The sequence below is a fragment of the Hwanghaeella sp. genome, from assembly GCF_965227365.1.
Lineage (GTDB): Bacteria > Pseudomonadota > Alphaproteobacteria > UBA8366 > Aestuariispiraceae > Hwanghaeella.
This window is the reverse complement of the sequence record NZ_OZ245754.1, coordinates 3,039,460-3,059,228: the sequence shown is the minus strand read 5'-3', so window position 1 is coordinate 3,059,228 and position 19,769 is coordinate 3,039,460. Positions and strand designations below refer to the sequence as shown.

The 19,769-nt window shown below is 59.8% G+C and carries 19 protein-coding genes; 7 read left to right on the top strand and 12 right to left on the bottom strand.

What is annotated here, in order from left to right; genetic code table 11:
* Window positions 1–167 precede the first annotated feature (167 nt).
* From denD to ACQK2G_RS13985, 3 genes are read left to right on the top strand one after another with little or no spacing between them, the layout of a single operon-like run.
* The gene (gene denD / locus ACQK2G_RS13995) at window positions 168–1,154 is read left to right on the top strand and encodes a D-erythronate dehydrogenase (protein ID WP_425405655.1); all 987 of its coding nucleotides are present in this window, start codon (window positions 168–170) and stop codon (window positions 1,152–1,154) included.
* Between the two features lie 41 nt (window positions 1,155–1,195).
* The gene (locus tag ACQK2G_RS13990) at window positions 1,196–2,254 is read left to right on the top strand and encodes an SDR family oxidoreductase (protein ID WP_425405654.1); all 1,059 of its coding nucleotides are present in this window, start codon (window positions 1,196–1,198) and stop codon (window positions 2,252–2,254) included.
* A 29-nt stretch (window positions 2,255–2,283) separates the two neighbouring features.
* Window positions 2,284–3,183, top strand: a complete 900-nt coding sequence (locus tag ACQK2G_RS13985) for a ribokinase (RefSeq protein WP_425405653.1) — start codon at window positions 2,284–2,286, stop codon at window positions 3,181–3,183.
* Here ACQK2G_RS13985 and ACQK2G_RS13980 read toward each other — a convergent pair.
* From ACQK2G_RS13980 to ACQK2G_RS13960, 5 genes are all read right to left on the bottom strand, one after another.
* A complete protein-coding gene (locus ACQK2G_RS13980) occupies window positions 3,180–3,683 on the bottom strand; it encodes a GNAT family N-acetyltransferase (RefSeq protein ID WP_425405652.1) in 504 nt (167 codons plus the stop codon). The two genes, ACQK2G_RS13985 and ACQK2G_RS13980, sit on opposite strands and share 4 nt — an antisense overlap.
* A 23-nt stretch (window positions 3,684–3,706) precedes the next feature.
* Window positions 3,707–5,512, bottom strand: a complete 1,806-nt coding sequence (locus ACQK2G_RS13975; RefSeq protein WP_425405651.1) for an IlvD/Edd family dehydratase — start codon at window positions 5,510–5,512, stop codon at window positions 3,707–3,709.
* Window positions 5,513–5,574: 62 nt separating this feature from the next.
* Window positions 5,575–6,087 (bottom strand): 2,4'-dihydroxyacetophenone dioxygenase family protein, encoded by a 513-nt coding sequence (locus tag ACQK2G_RS13970; RefSeq protein WP_425405650.1) that lies wholly within the window; start codon window positions 6,085–6,087, stop codon window positions 5,575–5,577.
* A gap of 42 nt (window positions 6,088–6,129) precedes the next feature.
* The gene (locus ACQK2G_RS13965; RefSeq protein WP_425405649.1) at window positions 6,130–6,846 is read right to left on the bottom strand and encodes an SDR family NAD(P)-dependent oxidoreductase; all 717 of its coding nucleotides are present in this window, start codon (window positions 6,844–6,846) and stop codon (window positions 6,130–6,132) included.
* Window positions 6,843–7,817 carry a C-terminal binding protein gene (locus tag ACQK2G_RS13960; RefSeq protein ID WP_425405648.1) on the bottom strand — a complete coding sequence of 325 codons (975 nt, stop codon included), beginning with the start codon at window positions 7,815–7,817 and terminating at the stop codon, window positions 6,843–6,845. Before ACQK2G_RS13960 ends, ACQK2G_RS13965 begins: the two co-directional genes overlap by 4 nt.
* 93 nt (window positions 7,818–7,910) lie before the next feature.
* Between ACQK2G_RS13960 and ACQK2G_RS13955 the strand changes: the two genes are divergently transcribed.
* On the top strand, window positions 7,911–8,588 hold the full coding sequence (locus ACQK2G_RS13955; protein ID WP_425405647.1) for a GntR family transcriptional regulator: 678 nt from the start codon (window positions 7,911–7,913) through the stop codon (window positions 8,586–8,588).
* A gap of 133 nt (window positions 8,589–8,721) precedes the next feature.
* Here ACQK2G_RS13955 and ACQK2G_RS13950 read toward each other — a convergent pair whose 3' ends face one another.
* The 3 genes from ACQK2G_RS13950 to ACQK2G_RS13940 form a co-directional block, all read right to left on the bottom strand.
* Window positions 8,722–10,320: a TRAP transporter large permease gene (locus ACQK2G_RS13950; RefSeq protein WP_425405646.1), complete on the bottom strand. Its 1,599-nt coding sequence runs from the start codon at window positions 10,318–10,320 to the stop codon at window positions 8,722–8,724.
* Between the two features lie 9 nt (window positions 10,321–10,329).
* Entirely contained in the window at window positions 10,330–10,992 is a 663-nt protein-coding gene (locus ACQK2G_RS13945; RefSeq protein WP_425405645.1) for a TRAP transporter small permease subunit, read from the bottom strand.
* 190 nt (window positions 10,993–11,182) lie between these two features.
* A complete protein-coding gene (locus ACQK2G_RS13940) occupies window positions 11,183–12,235 on the bottom strand; it encodes a TRAP transporter substrate-binding protein (RefSeq protein WP_425405644.1) in 1,053 nt (350 codons plus the stop codon).
* A gap of 478 nt (window positions 12,236–12,713) precedes the next feature.
* Between ACQK2G_RS13940 and ACQK2G_RS13935 the strand changes: the two genes are divergently transcribed.
* Together ACQK2G_RS13935 and ACQK2G_RS13930 are read left to right on the top strand one after the other, a co-directional pair.
* Complete coding sequence (locus ACQK2G_RS13935; RefSeq protein WP_425405643.1) at window positions 12,714–13,697, top strand: zinc-dependent alcohol dehydrogenase family protein; 984 nt, start codon at window positions 12,714–12,716, stop codon at window positions 13,695–13,697.
* A gap of 49 nt (window positions 13,698–13,746) precedes the next feature.
* Window positions 13,747–14,085, top strand: a complete 339-nt coding sequence (locus ACQK2G_RS13930) for an Mpo1-like protein (RefSeq protein ID WP_425405642.1) — start codon at window positions 13,747–13,749, stop codon at window positions 14,083–14,085.
* On the opposite strand, the gene ACQK2G_RS13925 is transcribed toward ACQK2G_RS13930, so the two are convergent.
* The 4 genes from ACQK2G_RS13925 to ACQK2G_RS13910 all read right to left on the bottom strand — a co-directional run bounded on the left by ACQK2G_RS13925 (window position 14,082) and on the right by ACQK2G_RS13910 (window position 17,399).
* Window positions 14,082–15,233, bottom strand: a complete 1,152-nt coding sequence (locus tag ACQK2G_RS13925) for a PQQ-dependent sugar dehydrogenase (protein ID WP_425405641.1) — start codon at window positions 15,231–15,233, stop codon at window positions 14,082–14,084. The two genes, ACQK2G_RS13930 and ACQK2G_RS13925, sit on opposite strands and share 4 nt — an antisense overlap.
* A gap of 28 nt (window positions 15,234–15,261) precedes the next feature.
* Window positions 15,262–15,786, bottom strand: coding sequence for a glycine cleavage system protein R (locus tag ACQK2G_RS13920; protein WP_425405640.1), 525 nt, complete (start codon window positions 15,784–15,786; stop codon window positions 15,262–15,264).
* Window positions 15,787–15,920: 134 nt separating this feature from the next.
* Window positions 15,921–16,640: a hypothetical protein gene (locus ACQK2G_RS13915; RefSeq protein ID WP_425405639.1), complete on the bottom strand. Its 720-nt coding sequence runs from the start codon at window positions 16,638–16,640 to the stop codon at window positions 15,921–15,923.
* A gap of 6 nt (window positions 16,641–16,646) precedes the next feature.
* A complete protein-coding gene (locus ACQK2G_RS13910; protein WP_425405638.1) occupies window positions 16,647–17,399 on the bottom strand; it encodes a VWA domain-containing protein in 753 nt (250 codons plus the stop codon).
* A 259-nt stretch (window positions 17,400–17,658) separates the two neighbouring features.
* On the opposite strand from ACQK2G_RS13910, the gene ACQK2G_RS13905 reads away from it, so the two are divergent.
* The gene (locus ACQK2G_RS13905) at window positions 17,659–19,707 is read left to right on the top strand and encodes an elongation factor G (RefSeq protein WP_425405637.1); all 2,049 of its coding nucleotides are present in this window, start codon (window positions 17,659–17,661) and stop codon (window positions 19,705–19,707) included.
* Window positions 19,708–19,769 lie beyond the last annotated feature (62 nt).

Here is a 19,769-nt window from a genome sequence, read left to right as displayed (position 1 = left end):
CCGGTCAATAGTGAATTCCGCCTGAGGTCGGATAATCCGGCCTCCGCCCCGTTGCCCCCCTAACTTCTATACCTATGATGTTTTCACGCACCGCAGGTGCGACGGGATGAACATGCCCGCAAGAACGATACAAAGCCCAACCGGGCGGATCTGAAGGGGGAGAGGCGATGAAGATAGTTATCACCGGCGGCACCGGATTCATCGGAACGCGGCTGGCACGCAAGCTTCTGGAAAAAGGAACCGTGGCCGGTCCTTCCGGCGCACAGGAGAAGGTCGACGAGATTGTTCTTTTCGATGTCGCGCTGCCGCCCGAGCTGCCGGCCGGATTGGATGATCGGGTCACCATGCGCCAGGGCGAAATCGCAGACAAGGCGACAGTGGATGCCCTGATCGATCGGCCGGATATCGGTGTCTTCCACCTCGCATCCGTGGTCAGCGGCGGTGGCGAGAAGGACTTTGACCTTGCCATGCGGGTGAACCTGGACGGCGGGCGCTATGTGCTGGAGGCCTGCCGCGCGCAAGGATCCAGGCCGCGCGTCCTGTTCACGAGTTCGATCGCCACGTTCGGCGGGGCGGCGATGCCGGATGTCGTCGGCGATCTGGTCAAGCAGACGCCGCAGACGACCTACGGCATGACCAAGGCCGTCGTGGAACTGATGCTGAACGACTATACGCGGAAGGGTTTCCTCGACGGACGCAGCGCGCGTCTGCCGACGGTGATTATCCGGCCCGGCAAACCGAATGCCGCGGCGAGCAGTTTTTTCAGCGGCATGTTCAGGGAACCGCTGGCGGGTGTCGACTGCAAGATTCCGGTCCCGACCGATGTACGGCACCCGGTGATCGGATATCGCAGCGTGGTCGACGGTATTCTGGCTTTGTATGAAGCCGACAGCGACGCCATTGGCGACGATCGTGCCTTTACCCTGCCGAGCACCAGCGCGACGGTCGCCGAATTGATGGCGGCGTTGGAACGTGTGGCTGGTGATCGCCCCTTGGGCAAACTGACGGTGGAACCGGATCCGTTCATTCAGGAGATCGTGAAGACTTGGCCACGGGCGGCCGGTGCTGACCGGGCTCTGGCCCTTGGGTTGCCGCATGACAACAGTTTGGACGACATCGTTCGGGCCTATATCGCGGATTATGTGGACGTATAGCCGCTTCCGCAGCGGAACGCGTGCAAATTGGGGGGTAAAGAATGGCTAACAAGGCAGTCATCGTAGGGGCGCTCGGCGTAATCGGACGCAACCTGATGAACCATTTGGCGGAAACCGGCGGCTGGGAGATCGTCGGCCTTTCCCGTCGTTCACCGGATTTCGAGGTGCCGGCGGAATTCATTTCGGTGGATTTGTTGGACCGGGCAGATGCGGAATCGAAACTGGCCCACCTGACGGATGTGACCCACATCTTCTACACGGCTTTTCAGGCCCGGCCGACCTGGGCGGAACACGGTGCGCCGAACCTGGCCATGCTGGTTAATTCGGTTGAGCCGATCGCGGCCAAGTCCCCGAATCTGAAACATGTCCATCTGGTCCAGGGCAACAAGATCTACGGTTCCCATCTCGGCCCGTTCAAGACACCGGCCCGGGAAGACGACCCGCCGCATATGTTGCCGAACTTCTATTGGGATCAGGAGAACTGGCTGCGCGACTTCCAGCAGGGCAAGACCTGGACCTGGTCCACCTCGAGGCCGCAGACGGTTTGCGGTTTCGCGTTGGGCAACCCGATGAATATCACGACCTGTATCGCCGTCTACGCCGCCATTTCCAAGGAACTGGGAATGCCCTTCCGTTTCCCCGGCAAACGTGGTGCCTACGAAGCCGTCTATCAGGTAACGGATTCTCACCTGCTTGCCCGATCCATGGAATGGTGCGCGAACAACGCCGACGGCGCTGCCGCAAACCAGGTCTTCAACGTGACCAATACCGACTTTTTCCGTTGGAAGAATGTCTGGCCGACCTTCGCGAAGTTCTTCGATCTACCGATGGAGGATGTGCAGACGATTTCCCTGACGGAATTCATGGCCGACAAGGAACCGGTCTGGAACCGCATCGTCGAAAAGCACGGTTTGCAGAAAGTGCCCTATGCGGACATTGCGGCCTGGCCCTTCGCTGACTATGTGTTCGGAACCGATTGGGACGTCATGACCTCGACGATCAAGATTCGTCAGGCGGGCTTCCAGGACTGTATCGATTCCGAGGAAATGTTCCTCCGTATCTTCAAGGAATTCCAGGACCGAAACGTCATCCCGCGTTAGGTCCTGCCGACCACAAGGACGCCGCCGCGATGATCACTGTCTACGGATCCATCAACCTGGATATCGTAAGCAAGATGACCCGGTTCCCCGCGGCGGGCGAAACCGTCCTGACGCCGGAAGCTGTACCTTCCCCGGGCGGCAAGGGCGCCAATCAGGCCGTTGCCGCGGCGCGCGCCGGCGGTTCGGTCTATATGGTCGGCGCGGTCGGCGCGGATGGGTTGAGCATCATCCCCCTGGACGCATTTCGGGAAGCAGGGGTGGATACGCGTGGTGTCGCCGTGCTTCCGAGGGCGACGACGGCGATTGCCAGCGTCATGGTCGACGCAGCGGGCGAGAACCGAATAGTTGTTGCCTCCAACGCCAACGGCCTGGCGCCAACCCTGACAGGCGATCATCTGGCGCCCGGCGGGGTGTTGTTGATGCAAATGGAAATTCCGCATCAGTCAAACTGGGACGCATTGACCATCGCGAAGAAACGCGGGGCGAAGGTCATTCTGAACCTTGCGCCTTTCGGCCCGGTTGACCCGCGATTTCTCTCCGACATCGATATCCTTGTCATGAATGAAGGCGAGGCGGCCGCGCTTGCGAGTCACATCGATTTGCCGGTCGAAAATCCGGAAGGTCTGGCCCGATCGCTTTCCGCATTGGGGCCGACGACAGTGATCACATTGGGCGGTGAGGGCTATGTCTGTGCCGACGAGAAGCGGACGTTAACCGGCAAGGCGCTGGATGTCGACATCGTCGATACGACGGGCGCGGGTGACGCGTTTTGCGGATGCCTGGCCGCGGCCATTGACGGGCATGCAATGGAACTGCCTGAAGCCCTGCAATTCGCCGCCGCCGGTGCGTCGCTTGCCTGTACCCGGTTGGGCGCGCAGACCGCTTATGCGACGAGGGACGAGATCATCGCACGGATGGCGGTGGCCTAGAGCGGCCTTTCGAATCTGAGCGATGTCGGGCGGTCGAAGCCTTCATGGGTGAAGGTGCCGATCTGGCGAAATCCAATATTGGTGAAGAAGGTATGGACCCGTTTCAACTCGATCCGGGACATGACCCGAAGGCGTTTCGCCCGCCGTGCCTCGGCCAGCGTGACGACCGTATCAAACAGGCGATGCCCGATGCCTTGTCCCTGATGTGCAGGATCGACTGCAAAATGATAAGCATAGAGGATGGCGCCGTCGGCATCCTCCTCAATTTTGGTAAACAGGCAGCCGACAATCTCGCCGGATGGCGTTTCCGCGGTCAGTAAGTCGCCGGCTCGGGCATCTTCGATCACGCCCTCCACCGTCATCCGCGTGACGGAGGAGGGGGGATCGACGATGCCGTCCTGCTCGGCGAAGGCCACTTGCAGAATCTCCAGGACGCGGTCGTGCTGATCGAAGGCGCCCCCCGCGATGGCGATGAGCAGATCCTGAACCGTATCGCGCACGACCCGTCCTTAGCGATGCGGGATCAGTGATTGTCGCGGGGCAGACCGCGCGTTTGGCTGATCCGCTGATACTTGACCGCGTTTTCCAGAACCATGCCGGTTTCCAACTGACCCGTCATGGACCGGAACATTTCCTGCCACGGCGTCTGGCTTTCCAGATCCGTCTGAACATAGCTGGCGCGGCGGCTTTCCATTTCCGCCTCGTCGATCTGGATATCCAGGGTTCGTTTGTTCAGGTCCAGACGGATCATGTCGCCGGTTTGAAGCAGGGCGAGACCGCCGCCGATCGCGGATTCGGGGGAAATGTGCAGGATGGACGGGCTGCCGCTGGTGCCGGACTGGCGGCCGTCGCCGGCGACCGGCAATTCGTCGATCCCGGCTTTGATCAGGTCATCCGGCGGCTGCATGTTCACCACTTCCGCCGATCCCGGCCAACCCAGAGGGCCGGTCCCGCGGATGAAGAGGATGCAGTTCTCGTCGATATTCAGCGACTTGTCGTTGATCCGGTCGTGGTAATCCTCCGACCCTTCGAAGACGATGGCGCGAGCATCCATTATGTTTTCGAGCCCGGGACGGGAGAGGTACTTCTCACGGAACTTCTTCCCGATGACTGAAATCTTCATCACCGCCGTGTCGAAGAAGTTGCCGCGCAATACGGCATAACCGGCTTCCTTCATCATCGGCTTTTCGAAGGGATAGATGACTTCCGGGTTGAAGTTTTCCGCATCGGCCACGTTCTCCGCGACTGTCTTGCCGGACACCGTCATCGCCCCGCCGTTCAGCTTGTCGTGTTCAAGCAGATCCCGCATCACCGGCGGCACACCACCCGCCTTGTGGAAGGCTTCGCCCAGATACTTGCCCGCCGGCTGCATGTTGACCATCAGCGGCACGCCTTCGCCATAGGTCTGCCAATCGTCGACCGTCAGTTCCACGCCCATATGGCGGGCGATGGCGATCAGATGCCAGACACAGTTGGAACTGGCCCCGAGGGCCGTGACGATCCGGATTGCGTTTTCAAAGGCTTCCCGCGTCATGATGTCGGACGGGCGCAGATCCTCGTTGACCATCTCCACGATGCGCAGGCCGGTGGCATAGGCCATCTGCCCGCGTTCGCGATAGGGGCCGGGGATCATGGCGCAACCGGGCAGGGACATGCCGAGCGCTTCTGCCATCGAGTTCATGGAGGACGCCGTACCCATTGTGTTGCAGTGGCCGACCGACGGTGCGCTGGCCGCTGCGATTTCCATGAAGGTATTTTCGTCGATCTTGCCGGCGGACATGTCCTTGCGGGCCTGCCAGATGGCGGTGCCGGATCCGATCAGTTCCTGGCCGCGATAGAAACCGTCCAACATGGGGCCGCCGCTCAATACGATCGCCGGGATGTTGACCGTCGCTGCCGCCATCAGGCAGGCCGGCGTGGTCTTGTCGCAACCGGTCGTCATGACGACGCCATCGATCGGATAGCCGTAGAGCAGTTCGACAAGGCCCAGATAGGCAAGATTCCGGTCAAGCGCCGCGGTGGGGCGCTTGCCGGTTTCCTGGATCGGATGAACCGGAAACTCGAAACAGATGCCGCCGGCGGCGCGGATGGCTTCCCGCGTACGGTTGGCAAGGTCCAAGTGGTGCCGGTTGCAGGGACTGAGGTCGCTGCCTGTCTGGGCGATCCCGATGATCGGCTTGCCGGACTGGATCTCTTCCCGCGTCAGGCCGAAGTTCAGATAGCGTTCCATGTAAAGGGCGGTCATGCCCGGGTTGTCGGGATTGTCCCACCATTCCTGGCTGCGCAGTCTCCTGGGCCTTCCGCTATAGGTCTTGTCGGTGCGCTCCATGTTGGTTTCCTCCCGATTATAGGTTCGCTATTTCTTCATGACGCGGGCAGTGCCGCCGCCGGTCAGCGGATGAACTGATCGACGTAATCGGCGCCCAAGCCGACCTCATCGTAATGTTTGCGGCACATATCGATCTTGGTGAAGACATCTTCGTAGCCGATATTCTCACCTTCTTCGTCTACATAATACATGCAGCCTGTGATGTTGAAGAAAGTGATCATTTCCTCGCAATCCTCAGGCACGACCAGGGTATGGGTTTCGCCCGGCGGTTCGAAGACATAGGCGCCTTCCTCGGCGACCCAATCGTGCTCCTTGTAGTACCATTTTCCCTTGATGACGAAGCCGTGGACCGGCGCCGGATGCAGGTGACGTGACAGGATACCCGATTTCTTCACCCGCAGCAGATTGCACCATTGTCCTTGCAGCGTATTCAGGAAAAGCGGGCGAAACCAGACATTCGGGGCTTGGGGAACCCAGACCCGTTCGTCCTCGGGCACCGCCAGTTCGACGATCTCGCCGGGCGAATGCTGGTGTGTGGTCGTTCCTTCCTTCAAAGCGGCATAATCCAGGGGCATGACGTTGTCCTTCCTATAATCGGTTATGGGTTTTCGTAATCATTATGCAGACAGGTAACCACCGTCTACGGGGATGACCGCACCGGTCACGAAACCGGCCTCTTCGGAACACAGGAACTTCACCGTCCCGACCAGGTCCTCCGGGGTGCCCCAACGGCCCATTGGGGTGCGGGCCATCAGGCCGGCACTGCGTTCGTCGTTTTCGACAAGGGCGCGGGTCAATTCGGTCGCGATCCAGCCAGGCGCGATGGCGTTGACACGGATGCGCTCCGGCGCCCAGGCATTGGCCAGGGACTTGGTCAATTGCGCGACGCCGCCCTTGCTGGCGGAATAGGCCGGCACGAAGGCGCTGCCGAAAAAGCTGAGCATCGAAGCGGTGTTGACGATGGCGCCCGCGCCGGACGCCTTGAGTTTGTCGCGCGCGGCTGAGCACATTCGCATCGTGCCGACCAGGTTCACATCAATCACCGTCGCGAAGGTGTCCGGATCGAATTCCTTGCCGTCGCGGGCAATCATACCGGCGCAATTCACCAGGGCATCGATCCGGGCGCAGCCGCCGATCAATCCATCGATTTCCGCCTGCTTGGTCACGTCGAGCGTTACGGCGTTCATGCCGTCCACGGTCTCGCAAGCGGTGACTTCTTCCTGCGTCAGTCCGGTTGCCGTGACCGTGTAGCCGGATTTGGCGAAGCCTTGGGCGATTGCGGCACCGATCCCTCGGGTGCCGCCGGTGACGATAGCGTGTTTTTTGTCAGTCATGATGTCGTACTCTCTGTCCAACGGTTTACCCAGTTTTCCGGTTCGTCCCCATTCAGAACGCGAACAATTTCTTCCGCCGCCTTGCTTTGAAGGTCCGCAACGGATTCTTCCGAATACCAACCAGTGTGATCGCTTGCGACGAGCGTCGGTTGACGGAAAAGGGGATGGGAAAGGTTTGGCGGCTCCTGCTCGAAAACGTCCAGTCCGGCCCCGAACAAGTGTCCGCTCTCTAGCGAAACGGCAAGAGCGTCCTCATCCACGAGGCCGCCGCGGGAGACATTGATCAGGATGGCGCCCCGCGGCATCGCTGCCAATCTTTCCGCGTCGATCATATGTCTGGTTTCCACCGTCAACGGCATATGCAGGGACAGGATGTCTGATTGTCGGCATAAGGTGTCCAAGGAGACGAGTTCCGCCCCGTCCGGTGCAACTGTCAGAAACGGATCGTGTATGATGGTTCGTGAGAATCCAAGGCCGGCGGCTTTTCGGTGAAAAGCACGTCCGATCCGGCCATATCCGCATATCCCGAGACGACGCCCGGCGAGCCGGTAGATCGGTTCCTGACGGGCAACGTTCCAGGCTCCCTTGCGGAGGTCTCTGTCACGCGTCGATATCCGGCGTGCGACGGCCATCAACAAGGCGAGCGCTTGATCGCTTACTTCCTCGACTCCGTAATCGGGCACATTGGCCACTTTGATTCCTCGCTCCCGTGCAGCGACGAGGTCGATATTATCGACCCCGGCACCGTAGCGGACGATAACCTTTCCACGGCTCATTCCTTCGATGGCCGCGCGGGGCAGGGGGGCCTCGCGCAAAAGGACGGCATCCGCGTCGGCAACCGCTTCGGCGATCCTGTTTGGATCGTTCGCACAGGGCAACTCGGTGAAATCGCATCCGATTTCCGCCAGTAGACGGCTCTCGGTCGCGTAGCTTTCATACCCTTCGTCGATCATGACGGCTCGATAACGCATTGGCGCGGTCCTGCCCAAGGTTTGATGCATTGTTTTGATAACTGATATGTTAGATGTTATATTCCGGTCAACTAAAACCGACGGAGACGTTCCATGCAACCTTTGCCTCGCCGGGAAAGCTTGACGGAAATGACAGTCAGCCGCCTGCGGGAAGCCATCGTCACAGGTGAATTCGCGTTCGGTGAACTGCTGTCCGAAGGGCGGATCGCGGCCTTGCTCGGGGTTAGCAAGACGCCGGTGCGCGAAGCTTTTCAGCAATTGCGCCGTGAAGGGTTGGTTGAAATCCAGCCGCAGCGCGGCACCGTGGTCTTCACGCCGGGCGAAGAGGAATTCGCGGCACTGGTGGATTTTCGGACCGTCCTGGAAGTAGCGGCATTGCGAGCTGCGATGGCGCGAGCGCCGCAGGCGCTGTCCCGCGACCTCGCCGATATTGTGTCACGCATGCGCCTCGCGCGGAAAGAGGAAAGAACGCGTGATTATTTGGCACTGGACGGCCGGTTTCACGACGCAATCGTCGCCAATTCGAACAATGCCTATCTCGTGGACGCCTATGCGGGGATCGCCTCCAAGATGGCGGCCCTGCGAACCCAATTGGGTCAGGCGCCGGAACTGATGGAAAAGTCCATGCGGGAACACGAAGCAATTGCGGAGGCAGTGGCTGCGGACGACCTGGCCGGGGCTCTTGCGGTGATCGAAGAGCATATTACGCGGCGGCGCGGATCCTACTGGCAAGAAAGGCCAACTGTCGCGGCCGCCAAGACGGCGGTCTGACCCAGGCGATCCGTCACAAGCGATCCATTTGCATGCCACGGGAATTGCGAAGGTCGTCAAAGCGTCGGAAATGATACTGAAATGAAAAGGGCCGCCTCGGAAGGCGGCCCTTTCACTTTGCGGTTCAGGACCGCTAATCGAGTAGCTGTCCTGGCAGCCACAAGGCGATTTCCGGGAAAATCACCACCGCGGCCAAGCCGATCAGCTGCAGGATCACGAAAGGAATGATGCCTGAATAGATGTCCTGCATCTTCACTTCAGGCGGCGCCACGCCCTTCATATAGAACAGCGCGAAACCGAATGGAGGTGTCAGGAAGCTTGTCTGCAGGTTGATCGCCACCAGGATGGCGTACCAGTAGATCATCTCCTCCTTCAGATCCAAGTGGAAGGCGCCTTCCATGCCCAGATGTCCGGCGAAGGTTCCCGCCATCGCCTGAACAACCGGTGAGAAGACCGGCAGCACGATGAGGGTGATTTCCAACCAGTCGAAGAAGAAGCCCAGCAGGAAGACCACGAACATCAGCAGGAACAGCAAGGCCCAATCATGGAAGTCCAGGAAGTCGATGAATTCCAGGATCAGGTCTTCCCCGTAGACTGCACGGAAGATGAAGGAGAAGGTCGTCGCACCGACGAAGATGAAGAAGATCATCGCCGTCGTCATGGTGGTGCGGTTGACCACATCTGTCAGGACGTCCTTGGTCAATGTGCCGTTGAAGGCTGCCAGAACGATCGACCCGAAGGCCCCGACACCCGCCGCTTCCGTCGGCGTTGCCCAACCCGCCAGGATGGATCCCAGAACGAGCGTAACCAGGAAGATTGGCGGAATGAAGCCCTTCAGGACCGACCCAAACAGCGAGTCGCCTTCCGAGCGGCCCATGATCATGGAGATCGCGAAGATCAGCAGGAAGGCCGTGAGACCGATATTCAGGTGTTGTTCCAACCCAGTGTAGGAAAGCCCCACCGCAACCACGACTACCGTGGTTATGATCATCAGATACCGGCGGACCCGCGCCATGTCGGACGGCTTCAACTGAATCATGTCTTCCGGCAGCGGCGGTGCCACTTCCGGCTTCACGCGGGACAGGATAGAGATGTAGACGAAGTACAATCCCGACAACAATAGACCCGGCAGCAACGCGCCAACGAACAGGTTCCCGACCGATACCGACAACAAGCTGGCCATGATGACCAACATGATCGACGGCGGGATCAGAATGCCGAGGGTTGCGGAAGAGGCGATGGTGCCTGTCGCGAGCGACTTGCTGTAGTTTTGCTTTAGCATGGTCGGGAGGGCCAGCAGGGTCATCATAACGACCGACGCCCCGATGATCCCGGTGGTCGCGGCCATGATGGTGCCCATCACCGTGACGGAAAGCGCGAGGCCCCCCGGCACTCGACGCAACAGAACCTGAAGGATGTGCAATAGGTCTGCGGCAACGCGTGACCGTTCCAGCATCGTCCCCATGAAAATGAAACATGGGATCGCCACAAGGACCGGGTTTTGAACCGCCCCCGAAGCACCGTCACCGCCCCATATACGGGTCGTGATGATGAAGAAGGCTTTGAAGTCCATGTAGCCGAAGATGATGGCAAGGATGCCGAAGATGAAAGCCACCCCGCCCAAGGCGAAGGCGACCGGTAGTCCTGAGAAAAGCGACAGCGCAAGCCCCAGGAACATGTAAGCACCGAGGAACTCCTCGAAATGCTCCAAAATAGCGTGAATAAACTCCATGGGTGTCCCCTATGCGAACGGCTTGGAATGCGTCGTTTCTTCGGTCAACGAATGCCCCTGATGGCCTTCGTGGTCGTCGTCGATCGCAAATATCTGCAAGTCGTCCCGTGCTTGTCGGTGTGCTTCCGGTCCACCCCATAAATACGCGCAAAGGCGCATGATCGTGGTAAGAACCGCGATGGACGCCAATATGAAACCGAAAATCATGAAGGATTTTACGATGAAGCGATGCGGGATGCCTGTCAGCGACTCAGACCCTTCGCCCTGCGAATAGGATGCGTACACGAAGACAATGGAATAATAGAGAACCACTGCCAGGTAGGGGATGGCGTAGATTAGCAATCCGAAGAGTTCGACCTTGGCCTGGCTCCGTGCCGTCAGTTTCTCCCTGAAAATGTCCACGCGAACGTGGGCGTTCATCAGGTATCCGAAACCGAAGGACAACAGCAGCAAGACACCGTGCAGGTGCCATTGCATGTCTTGAAGTTTGATCGGTTCGATCAACCAGTACCAGCTGAGTTCCGACATGCCGATCCGCAGGAAGTCGATCTTCCGTGCAATGACGTCGAACATGATGATGACGATTAGCGGCAGAATGAGCCAACCGCCAGCCTTACCTAATCTCATCGGTAGTAAGTCGAGAAGGTTGGCCATCTTGAGAAGACTGCTCATGACGTTCCGTATCTTTCACCTTCGCGCGGCCACACTCGAACAAATTTGGCGGTTCGGCGGATGCGCGCGTTTTGTAGCTGTTCGGCCCTACCCGGAGGCCGCGGACCTTAACCGTTGGAAGCGTTGATAAGAAACGGGGGCCGATCGGGTTTGCCGACCGACCCCTCGTTCCTAGGTAAAAAGGGCAATCTTAGAGATAGCCCATATCCTTCCAGATCTTGTAGTTCTCACGGAAGGTCGTGATCGAATCCCAGATCTTCTTGGAGTCTGCGTTCGCCGCCAGTTCCTCAGCCAGGACTTCTTTCCACGCCGCTTCGAACTGATCGAGAATTTCCTGCGGCCAACGGTGGTTGGTCACGCCGGAAGCGACGTTCGCCTGCATGGCTTCGAACTGGGACGCTTCACCATCGGCGATCATTTCTGCGACCTGCGCCGTGCAAGCCGTCCGCATCATCGCGCGTTGGGCGTCGCTCAGGTCGTTCCATTTATCCATGTTGACCAGGATTTCGTTGGAAGTCGACTGCTGGTGCCAGCCCGGGAAGTAGTTGTGCTTTGCGATCTGGTTCAGCCCCAGCGTCTTATCGATCGCCGGCATGGAGAATTCCGTAGCGTCGATCGTACCGCGCTCCAGGGCCGGATAGATGTCCGCTGCAGCCAGCTGCTGCGTGGACACGCCGAATTTCTGCATGACCTTCGCGCCGATGCCGAAGAAGCGCATTTTCAGGCCCTTCAGCTGGTCGAGGCTGTTGATCGGCTCACGGAACCAACCGGAGGTTTCCGGGGGGATCATGCCGCAAAGGATGTACTGGATGTTGTCGCGGGCATACAGCTCTTCAGCGAGTTCAGTGCCGCCGCCATGCATGAACCAGGCGACGAATTCCGGCGCGGCCGGGCCGAACGGCCAGGTCGAAATGAACGCGTAGGCCGAGTTCTTGCCCTGGTTGGCGCCCGGCGTACCGAACGCAGCGGCGAATGCGCCTTGCGATACCGGGTCGAAATACGCGTAACCGCCGACAAGTGCGCCCGGCTCTTCTACCTTGATGGCAAAGTCGCCGTCGGACATGGCGTCAATCGCCGCAGCGACACGACGCGGCGGCGGGCCGATAACGGCAACCGTCGAGGCGAAAGCCGCATGCATCTTCCAGCGGGTTTTCGCTTCTACCGGATCGGCTGCCGTCGTCAACGACACGGCCCCGACAATGCCGGCCAAAGCCGCAGACTTCAAAAGATTGGAAAACTTCATCCGTAACCTCCCAGTTCCGGGCCGGCCCCCACTTTTGTGGACACCGGCTTTCTTGATGAATGCCGCGGCGATGCTCAATACCGCGGCGATATGAATGAGGAACCCGACCTCTTCTGACGGAGGCTTATGACGGCACCGATCAAATCCTTACAGTCCGTTAGGACTGATGCAAGAACATTAAACGGTATGCCCGTTCCACCGACGCAATATTGCGTAAGGCGCCCGACAAACGCCAGAAAAAATTGGTATTACCTTTTATCGGTTTGGCGTGCTTTAGTGGGAGCATGGGTTTGGGGCGACGATCGACAGGCATTTGGTGACCGGATACTTATCCTTTGGAATCAGCCGCTTGATATGATGATCTCCGGCTCTATCCTTAGAAAAATAGAAGGCCGGTCGGACCCGTAATCCGCTAAAGTTTTTGACCGATCCGGGCCGTGTTGAGGCCAGGAATACAACAATTGTCGAGGGAGATGACATGAAACAGGCCAAGTTGATCGCCATTGGAGATCCCGCAAGTTCGGTGCGGTGCGAGGACGTTCCCGGACTGGGGGAGCCGGGCGCGGGCCAGGTCCTGGTGGATGTTGCGGCGGCGCCGATCAATCCGGCCGAAGTGCTAATCATGAAGGGGGAATATGCATCGACCCCGGAACTGCCCGCGCCTTTGGGGATTGAGGGGGCAGGGGTCGTCGCGTCGGTCGGCGCCGGCGTATCGGGCCTGGTATCCGGTGACAAGGTTATGATCGTGCCGCGCGCGAACTGGGCGCAACAGGTGCTCGTTTCCGCAGAAGAGGTCATCAAGCTGCCTGCCGGAATAGACCTGAGACAGGCATCGATGCTGAAGGTGAACCCGGCGACGGCTTTCCTGATGCTGACCACATATGTCGATCTTTCTCCCGGTGATTGGGTGGCACAAAATTCCGCCAATTCTGCGGTTGGAACGTCGCTGATCAGGATCGCCAGGCAGCGGGGATTGAAAACCGTCAATATCGTCCGGCGTGAGGAAGCCGCCGCGTATTGCCGGTCGATCGGCGGCGATATCGCCGTGGTTGACGGGGACGACGTGGCGTCTCGCGTCGCCGAGGCCACGGGCGGCGCGCCGATCAAACTGGGAATCGATGCTGTGGCCGGGGAAGCAGTCATTCGACTGGCAGCCTGTCTGGCGGACGGAGGAACCGTGGTCAATTACGGCATGCTCTCCGGAAAGCCCTGCATGATGACCACCGACCAGACCGTATTCCAATCCAAGTCGCTGACGGGGTTTTGGTTGGCCAAGGTTCTGGGCGGCATGAACAAGGCCGGCAAGGACGCCTTGTATGCTCAACTGGCGCCGCTGGTTGAGGATGGAACCATATCGGTTCCGGTCGAGGCGGCTTATCCGATCGAGCAGGTCCAGGATGCTGTCGCGCACGCCTGCCGCGAGGGACGGGACGGCAAGGTCCTGGTGCTGCCGAACGGTTAGGCGGAGCGACTTCACCAGGCGATTCGGCGAATCGGAGGAGGGGCCGCCAATGGCGGAGAAACTTCGGCACTACCGTGATTTCTGGCCATACTACCTGCGGGAACATGCGCGTCCCGCAACCCGGTCGATACACTTTATCGGCACCGCATGCGGCCTCGCCCTCCTGGCCGCTGCCGGTTTGACGGGAAATGCCTGGCTTATTCTGCCGGCCGTGGTGTCCGGTTACGCCTTCGCATGGCTCGCCCATCTGCTTGTCGAGAAGAATCGTCCCGCTACATTCACCTATCCGGTCTGGTCGCTGATCAGCGATTTCCGGATGTTCTTTTTGTGGCTGGCCGGCCGCCTTGGGCCGGAACTTCGGAAAGCCGGTGTGACCCAGGCGGACTAGCGCGGGGCGATTCGTAGAATCCTGCCGTCATAGTCATCGGTGAGGAGATAGATCAGGCCGTCCGGGGCCTGGCGAACGTCGCGAATTCGGTCGTCCAGGCCAGTCAGCAGGCGCTCCTCTGCGAGGATCCGTGTTCCGTCCAGCTCAAGGCGGATGAGCTGGCCGAATTTCAAGGAACCGACGAAAAGATCGCCCTGCCATCGGGCAAAGGCCTCGCCGGTGTAGAAAGTCATTCCTGATGGCGCAATCGACGGATCCCAATAATACAGCGGCTGTTCATAACCGGGTTTGCGCGTGCCTTCCCCGATTTTCCCGCCGGAGTAATGCCGGCCATAGGAAATCACGGGCCAGCCATAGTTCATTCCGGCTTCAGGCAGGTTGATCTCATCCCCACCGCGTGCGCCATGTTCGACGGTCCAAAGACGCATTGTCGTCGGATGTAGAGCCGCGCCCTGCGCGTTGCGATGACCATAGGACCAGACTTCGGGACGTTTTCCGGCCACGCCGACGAATGGATTGTCGGACGGAATCGAGCCATCGGAATTGATTCTGATGACCTGCCCGCGATTGATCGTGAGGTCCTGGGTGCGGTCTCGTTCGCCGCGATCCCCAATCGTGATGAAAAGCGTGCCATCCGGGGCGAAGACGAGACGTGAACCGAAATGGCGGCCGCCGGCGGATTTCGGCTCCTGACGAAAGATGATCCTGCCGTCCTTCAGGCTGCCTTCGCGCAAATCCAGCCGCGCCCGAAACACGGCGGTGCCTGCGCCGCCCGAACCCGGTTCCGAGAAGGAAACGTAAATCAAATCGTTTTCGGGGAAACGCGGATCGAGCGCCACATCAAGCACACCGCCCTGGCCGCGTATGTAGGCTTTCGGCAATCCCTTGAGCGGGCTGGATATCTCACCTTGAGACGTGACGATCCGGATGTCGCCTTCACGTTCGGTGACGATCATGCGGCCGTCCGGCAGAAAGGCCATGCCCCAGGGGTGGCGAAGGCCGGTGGCGACGGTGATGACGTTCAGCGGATAGTCATCGCTCTGGAAGGCTTGAGTTTCTGAGGTTTGCGCGACGGCGCCTTGCCCGACGCCAAATCCAAGCAGGCCGGTCAGCAGCAGGCACACCGTGCCCAATCGTATCCTTCGCAATGGTGTCTCCGTCGGCGGTTGCCTTCCGTCAATTAGCCTCGCCGAAGGTAACGTCAACCATCACCGCTGAGCCAATTTCCTCGAGCGCATCTGCCAAAGTCTCCTCCGACAAGCCTGTCGGCAACTGCAGGGTGAGGTTGGCCCGGAATAGCTTGCCGCCGGCAAAGGGGGCGTCTTCGAGTGACGTCTCCAACTCTTCCACGCTGACCTTGTACTGGGCCAGACAATGAGAAATCTCATGCACGATCCCTGGCTGGTCGGGACCCAGAATCTCCATGGTAAGCACTGCGCCGCTGGCGAAAGGTTCCGCCGTGCGGGCCTCTTCGACCGTCACTCGGAAACCGTGATCCGACAGGGCCGCCAAGGCATCGGCCATGGCCTCCGCCTGGTCATCGGGCGCTTGGACGCGGACGATGCCGGCGAATTTTTCCGCCAAATGGGCCATCCGGCTTTCCAGCCAGTTGCCGCCATGATCGGTGATCACCTCGGACATGATATCGACCAGACCGGGACGGTCCCTGGCGACGAACGTCACGACAAAATCCTTCGGCATTTCTCCCTGGCCCTCTCGCGCTTTGCTCCGCCGTTTTCTGTCGGGTGGAGGCGTCTTTCATTATAAAGATCGTAACAGCAGCTTCGTTCGGTGACTATAAGGCCCTTGGTGCCGCTTTGATTTGGCTGCCGGCGTCACGTTCTTGCATTTCCCAGCAAGACGTCCTTCGCCTCGTTCACCTTGGCGGCCAAGTAATCGGATCCGCCCGCATCCGGGTGGGCGGATTTCATCATCCGCCGATGGGCGTCGCGGATTTCATCCGCCGTGCAACCTTCCTGAAGGCCGAGCACCGCGAGCGCTTCCGACCTCGACATGCCGCCCGAAGCACTGCTCGACCCTGCGTCGCGGGCCTCATCCTCCTGATCGGCTTCCCGCCACTCGGTTCCATGCGCCCGGTCGATATAGGCTTCAAGCAAGTCGGCGGATTGCCGATCGGCCGGTTGGATCTCGCTATAGAGGGAAACCAGTTCGGTAAGACTGAGTTGAGACAGATTGAGGCCTTCATGGGAGCCCTCCAGGATCTGGCCGTCCATGTCTCCCGTTTCGTGGTCGAGGGTCATCGCGAAAAAACGCGAACGGACCGTACTGGTCGCGCCCGGCCTGGGCCCCTGCATGGTCTTCCAGACGCGTCGGAGGTTCAGGAACCGCGATATCCAAGGCAGAGCGCCGATCGCCACGAACCAAAGCAGGCCGAACCGTCCCGTTGCGATCAATCCGACCGCGATGATCAGGGCCAGGAGGCCCAGCACCCACTTGCCGCTGTTCAGAATGGCCCGGGGAGGCGCATTCGCCGCCCAATTCAGCCCCACGAAAATCAGCAGGAACAGTCCGACACCGAGCAGCAAATACGCCATTACCGGTTACTTGCCCGTCATATTATGGGTCAATTGCAGGGCCATGCCGCCATGTCGTTTCCCGTGTTCCAGCAGGGCGGCCCGACCGCCCGCGGCATAAACCGCGACGGCGGAAAGCAATTCGCGCAATTGCCTGGCGCTGCCGGTGTCGAAAGGACAATACGCGCCGCCCGTCAATCTGGCGATCTCCCGGAAGGCCCGCGACGCGACGGGGTCGCTTCCTTCGTGGAACATGAAGGCGGGCACACCCAGCAGCCCCAATTCACCGGCGGTATGGCATACGGCGTCGATGTCCTCCTCGAAACAATCGCCGACATAGACAAGGGCACCGACCTTGTCTTTCGAGGCCTCGGCAACGGCATGGGATAGAACGCGCCCGACCTGGGTCCGGCCGGCGCGGCACATGACGCTACTCATCAATCGTGCGAGCGCCCGACCGTCCGAAGCCCATTTGCTGGCCTTGCATTCGCCGAATCCCCGAAAAAACACCAACTGAACGTCCAACCCGCCGAGTTCGGCTGTGGCGGCAAACATCTCGCCCTGGATTTGGCAGGCCCGATCCCAACTCGGCTGACGGCTTGCCGTGGCGTCCATCCCGAAGATCAGCCGGCCACGCTTGCCGGCCGTCCTTGCCGACGGTGGCGCTGACTTGACCTTCGCCAGGAAGGCGTCGATCTCGGACTTGCTGCTGCTCGGTACCGCCGTGCTGCGGTCCTGCTGCAATGCCTTGTCGGTATCGTTTATCGGTCTCTTTGCCATACTTAATATTATAGGGAGGGTTGGAGCGGATTTCGATATTTCCTCTGATCGGAGAGCGTTGAACCGTCCCCGCCGTGTGCCCGCGAATCGCTTTTCCTTCACAAAATGCCGATTGTCGGAGACAATGTCGGTGTAACGGTCCTCGGGTTGGGGTTTGAAAGGCCTCCGATCAATCCCGACAGAGGCCGAGCGCCATTTCGAGGGCCGTGCGAGCCTGCCGCACCAACGCGGCGGGACAGATAAGCACAGGGAGATTGAAATGGCTGATACCAAGACTGGTCCTGCGGTGACCAGCGCGCGGTGCGCCGCCCTCGCGGGACCGTACCAATCCGGAAAAACCAGTCTCATGGAAGCGCTTCTGTTCGCGAGCGGCTCGACGCATCGGAAAGGATCCGTAAAGGATGGGTCGACGATTGGGGATGCCTCGGCGGAAGCGCGCGACAAACAGATGACGGTCGAGTTGACGACCGCGGCCGGATCCTATCTTGGTCAGGACTGGTTCTTCATCGATACGCCCGGATCGATCGAGTTCATGCAGGACGCCATGGCCGGAATGGCCGCCTCGGATGTCGTGATCCTGGTCTGCGAGCCGGATATCCAGAAGGCCGTGATGCTGTCGCCCTACCTGAAATTTCTCGAGGAACGGGACATCCCCCACATGATCTTCATCAACAAGATGGATCATATGCATGTCCGGGTTCGAGACCTGATGGAAGCGATCCAGGTCTATTCGAACAAAAAGCTCGTTTTGCGGCACGTGCCCATCCGGGACGGTGAGGCGGTGACCGGATATGTCGATCTGACGTCCGAACGCGCCTACCACTACAAGACCGATGCGGAATCGGATCGGACCGACATTCCAGCAGAGGTTCAGGAGCGGGAGGAAGAGGCGCGTCAGGAACTGCTGGAAACCTTGGCCGATTTTGACGACGGCCTATTGGAACGCCTGCTCGAAGAGGTCGATATCGACAAGGCCGATATTTACGAACAACTGGCGAAGGATCTGGAACAGGATCTGATCGTACCGGTATTCCTGGGCGCGGCCGAGACGGAGAACGGGGTGCGCCGCCTGTTGAAGGCCCTACGCCATGAAGTGCCGGCGGTCTCCCGCGGTTATGAACGGCTTGCCGCCTTGGGGGCGTTGCCGGATTCGGGAACGGTCGCGCAGGTGTTCAAGACCTTTTTTCTGCCGCATGTCGGCAAGGTCTCCATGGCCCGGGTATGGCGCGGCAGCCTCAAGGATGGAGACAAGCTGGGCGCGTTCCAGGTCGGCAATATGTCGCGTGCGGTCGGATTGACCCTCGATAAGGTATCTGCTGCCGAAGCGGGCGACATCGTCGCGATCGGACGACAGGACGACTTGGTGACGGGACAGGTCTTGACGGCAGAGGGCGTGGCGCAGGACCCGCTCTGGCCGGCGACATTGCCACCCGTCTATTCGCAGGCGATCGTCGCCCCGAAGCGGGAGGACGAGGTGAAACTCTCCAGCGGTCTCGCCAAATTGGTGGAAGAGGATTGCTCTCTATCCTTCGGTCAGGATCCCGACACCCATGAGACTCTGCTGCACGGCCGCGGCGAAGCGCATCTGCGTTTGGCGATCGACCGGCTGCAGTCCCGATATCATGTCGGGGTCGAGGCCGCACCGGCAAAAACGCCGTATAAGGAGACGATCCGGAAATCCATTGAACAGCATGCAAGGCACAAGAAGCAGAGCGGCGGGCATGGTGAATTCGGCGATGTCACGGTGGAGGTTAAGCCGCTGCCGCGCGGAGCCGGTTTCGAATTCATCGATCAAATCACCGGCGGAGTCGTGCCCCGCCAATATATCCCGGCTGTGGAGGCCGGTGTGCGGGAATACATGACCGAGGGGCCGCTGGGTTTCAGGGTCGTGGATGTTGCGGTTCGCCTTTTCGACGGTAAGCATCATTCCGTCGACAGTTCGGAAATGGCGTTCAAACGGGCCGGTATCCTGGCGATGAAAGAGGCGCTGCCGCAATGCTCGCCGGTGCTCTTGGAGCCGGTTGCAGCCGTCACGATTGCCGTGCCCAGCGAGTTTACGTCGCGCGCGCAAGCCGTGGTAACGAAACGGCGCGGCCAGATACTCGGATTTGATTCGCGTGCCGGCTGGGCAGGATGGGATGAGTTGAAAGCGCAGATGCCGCAATCGGAACTCGGAGATCTGATCTTCGAATTGCGTTCCCTTAGCCTGGGGGTGGCGGATTACACCTGGGAATTCGACCATCTGGCTGAGTTGAGCGGACGCTTGTCGGATGATGTCATCGAACAGCGACGATCGGAAGCTGCCTGAGCTTTGGTGTCACTGCAGTGCGGGCCGGCCGGGTTTTCGGCCGGCCCAACGTTTTCCAAATC

Bases quoted from the DNA above. Each gene is read 5' to 3' on its own strand.
- denD (WP_425405655.1), top strand. From the start codon at position 168: ATGAAGATAGTTATCACCGGCGGCACCGGATTCATCGGAACGCGGCTG.
- ACQK2G_RS13990 (WP_425405654.1), top strand. From the start codon at position 1,196: ATGGCTAACAAGGCAGTCATCGTAGGGGCGCTCGGCGTAATCGGACGC.
- ACQK2G_RS13985 (WP_425405653.1), top strand. From the start codon at position 2,284: ATGATCACTGTCTACGGATCCATCAACCTGGATATCGTAAGCAAGATG.
- ACQK2G_RS13975 (WP_425405651.1), bottom strand. From the start codon at position 5,512: ATGGAGCGCACCGACAAGACCTATAGCGGAAGGCCCAGGAGACTGCGC.
- ACQK2G_RS13970 (WP_425405650.1), bottom strand. From the start codon at position 6,087: ATGCCCCTGGATTATGCCGCTTTGAAGGAAGGAACGACCACACACCAG.
- ACQK2G_RS13965 (WP_425405649.1), bottom strand. From the start codon at position 6,846: ATGACTGACAAAAAACACGCTATCGTCACCGGCGGCACCCGAGGGATC.
- ACQK2G_RS13960 (WP_425405648.1), bottom strand. From the start codon at position 7,817: ATGCGTTATCGAGCCGTCATGATCGACGAAGGGTATGAAAGCTACGCG.
- ACQK2G_RS13955 (WP_425405647.1), top strand. From the start codon at position 7,911: ATGCAACCTTTGCCTCGCCGGGAAAGCTTGACGGAAATGACAGTCAGC.
- ACQK2G_RS13950 (WP_425405646.1), bottom strand. From the start codon at position 10,320: ATGGAGTTTATTCACGCTATTTTGGAGCATTTCGAGGAGTTCCTCGGT.
- ACQK2G_RS13945 (WP_425405645.1), bottom strand. From the start codon at position 10,992: ATGAGCAGTCTTCTCAAGATGGCCAACCTTCTCGACTTACTACCGATG.
- ACQK2G_RS13940 (WP_425405644.1), bottom strand. From the start codon at position 12,235: ATGAAGTTTTCCAATCTTTTGAAGTCTGCGGCTTTGGCCGGCATTGTC.
- ACQK2G_RS13935 (WP_425405643.1), top strand. From the start codon at position 12,714: ATGAAACAGGCCAAGTTGATCGCCATTGGAGATCCCGCAAGTTCGGTG.
- ACQK2G_RS13930 (WP_425405642.1), top strand. From the start codon at position 13,747: ATGGCGGAGAAACTTCGGCACTACCGTGATTTCTGGCCATACTACCTG.
- ACQK2G_RS13920 (WP_425405640.1), bottom strand. From the start codon at position 15,786: ATGCCGAAGGATTTTGTCGTGACGTTCGTCGCCAGGGACCGTCCCGGT.
- ACQK2G_RS13915 (WP_425405639.1), bottom strand. From the start codon at position 16,640: ATGGCGTATTTGCTGCTCGGTGTCGGACTGTTCCTGCTGATTTTCGTG.
- ACQK2G_RS13910 (WP_425405638.1), bottom strand. From the start codon at position 17,399: ATGGCAAAGAGACCGATAAACGATACCGACAAGGCATTGCAGCAGGAC.
- ACQK2G_RS13905 (WP_425405637.1), top strand. From the start codon at position 17,659: ATGGCTGATACCAAGACTGGTCCTGCGGTGACCAGCGCGCGGTGCGCC.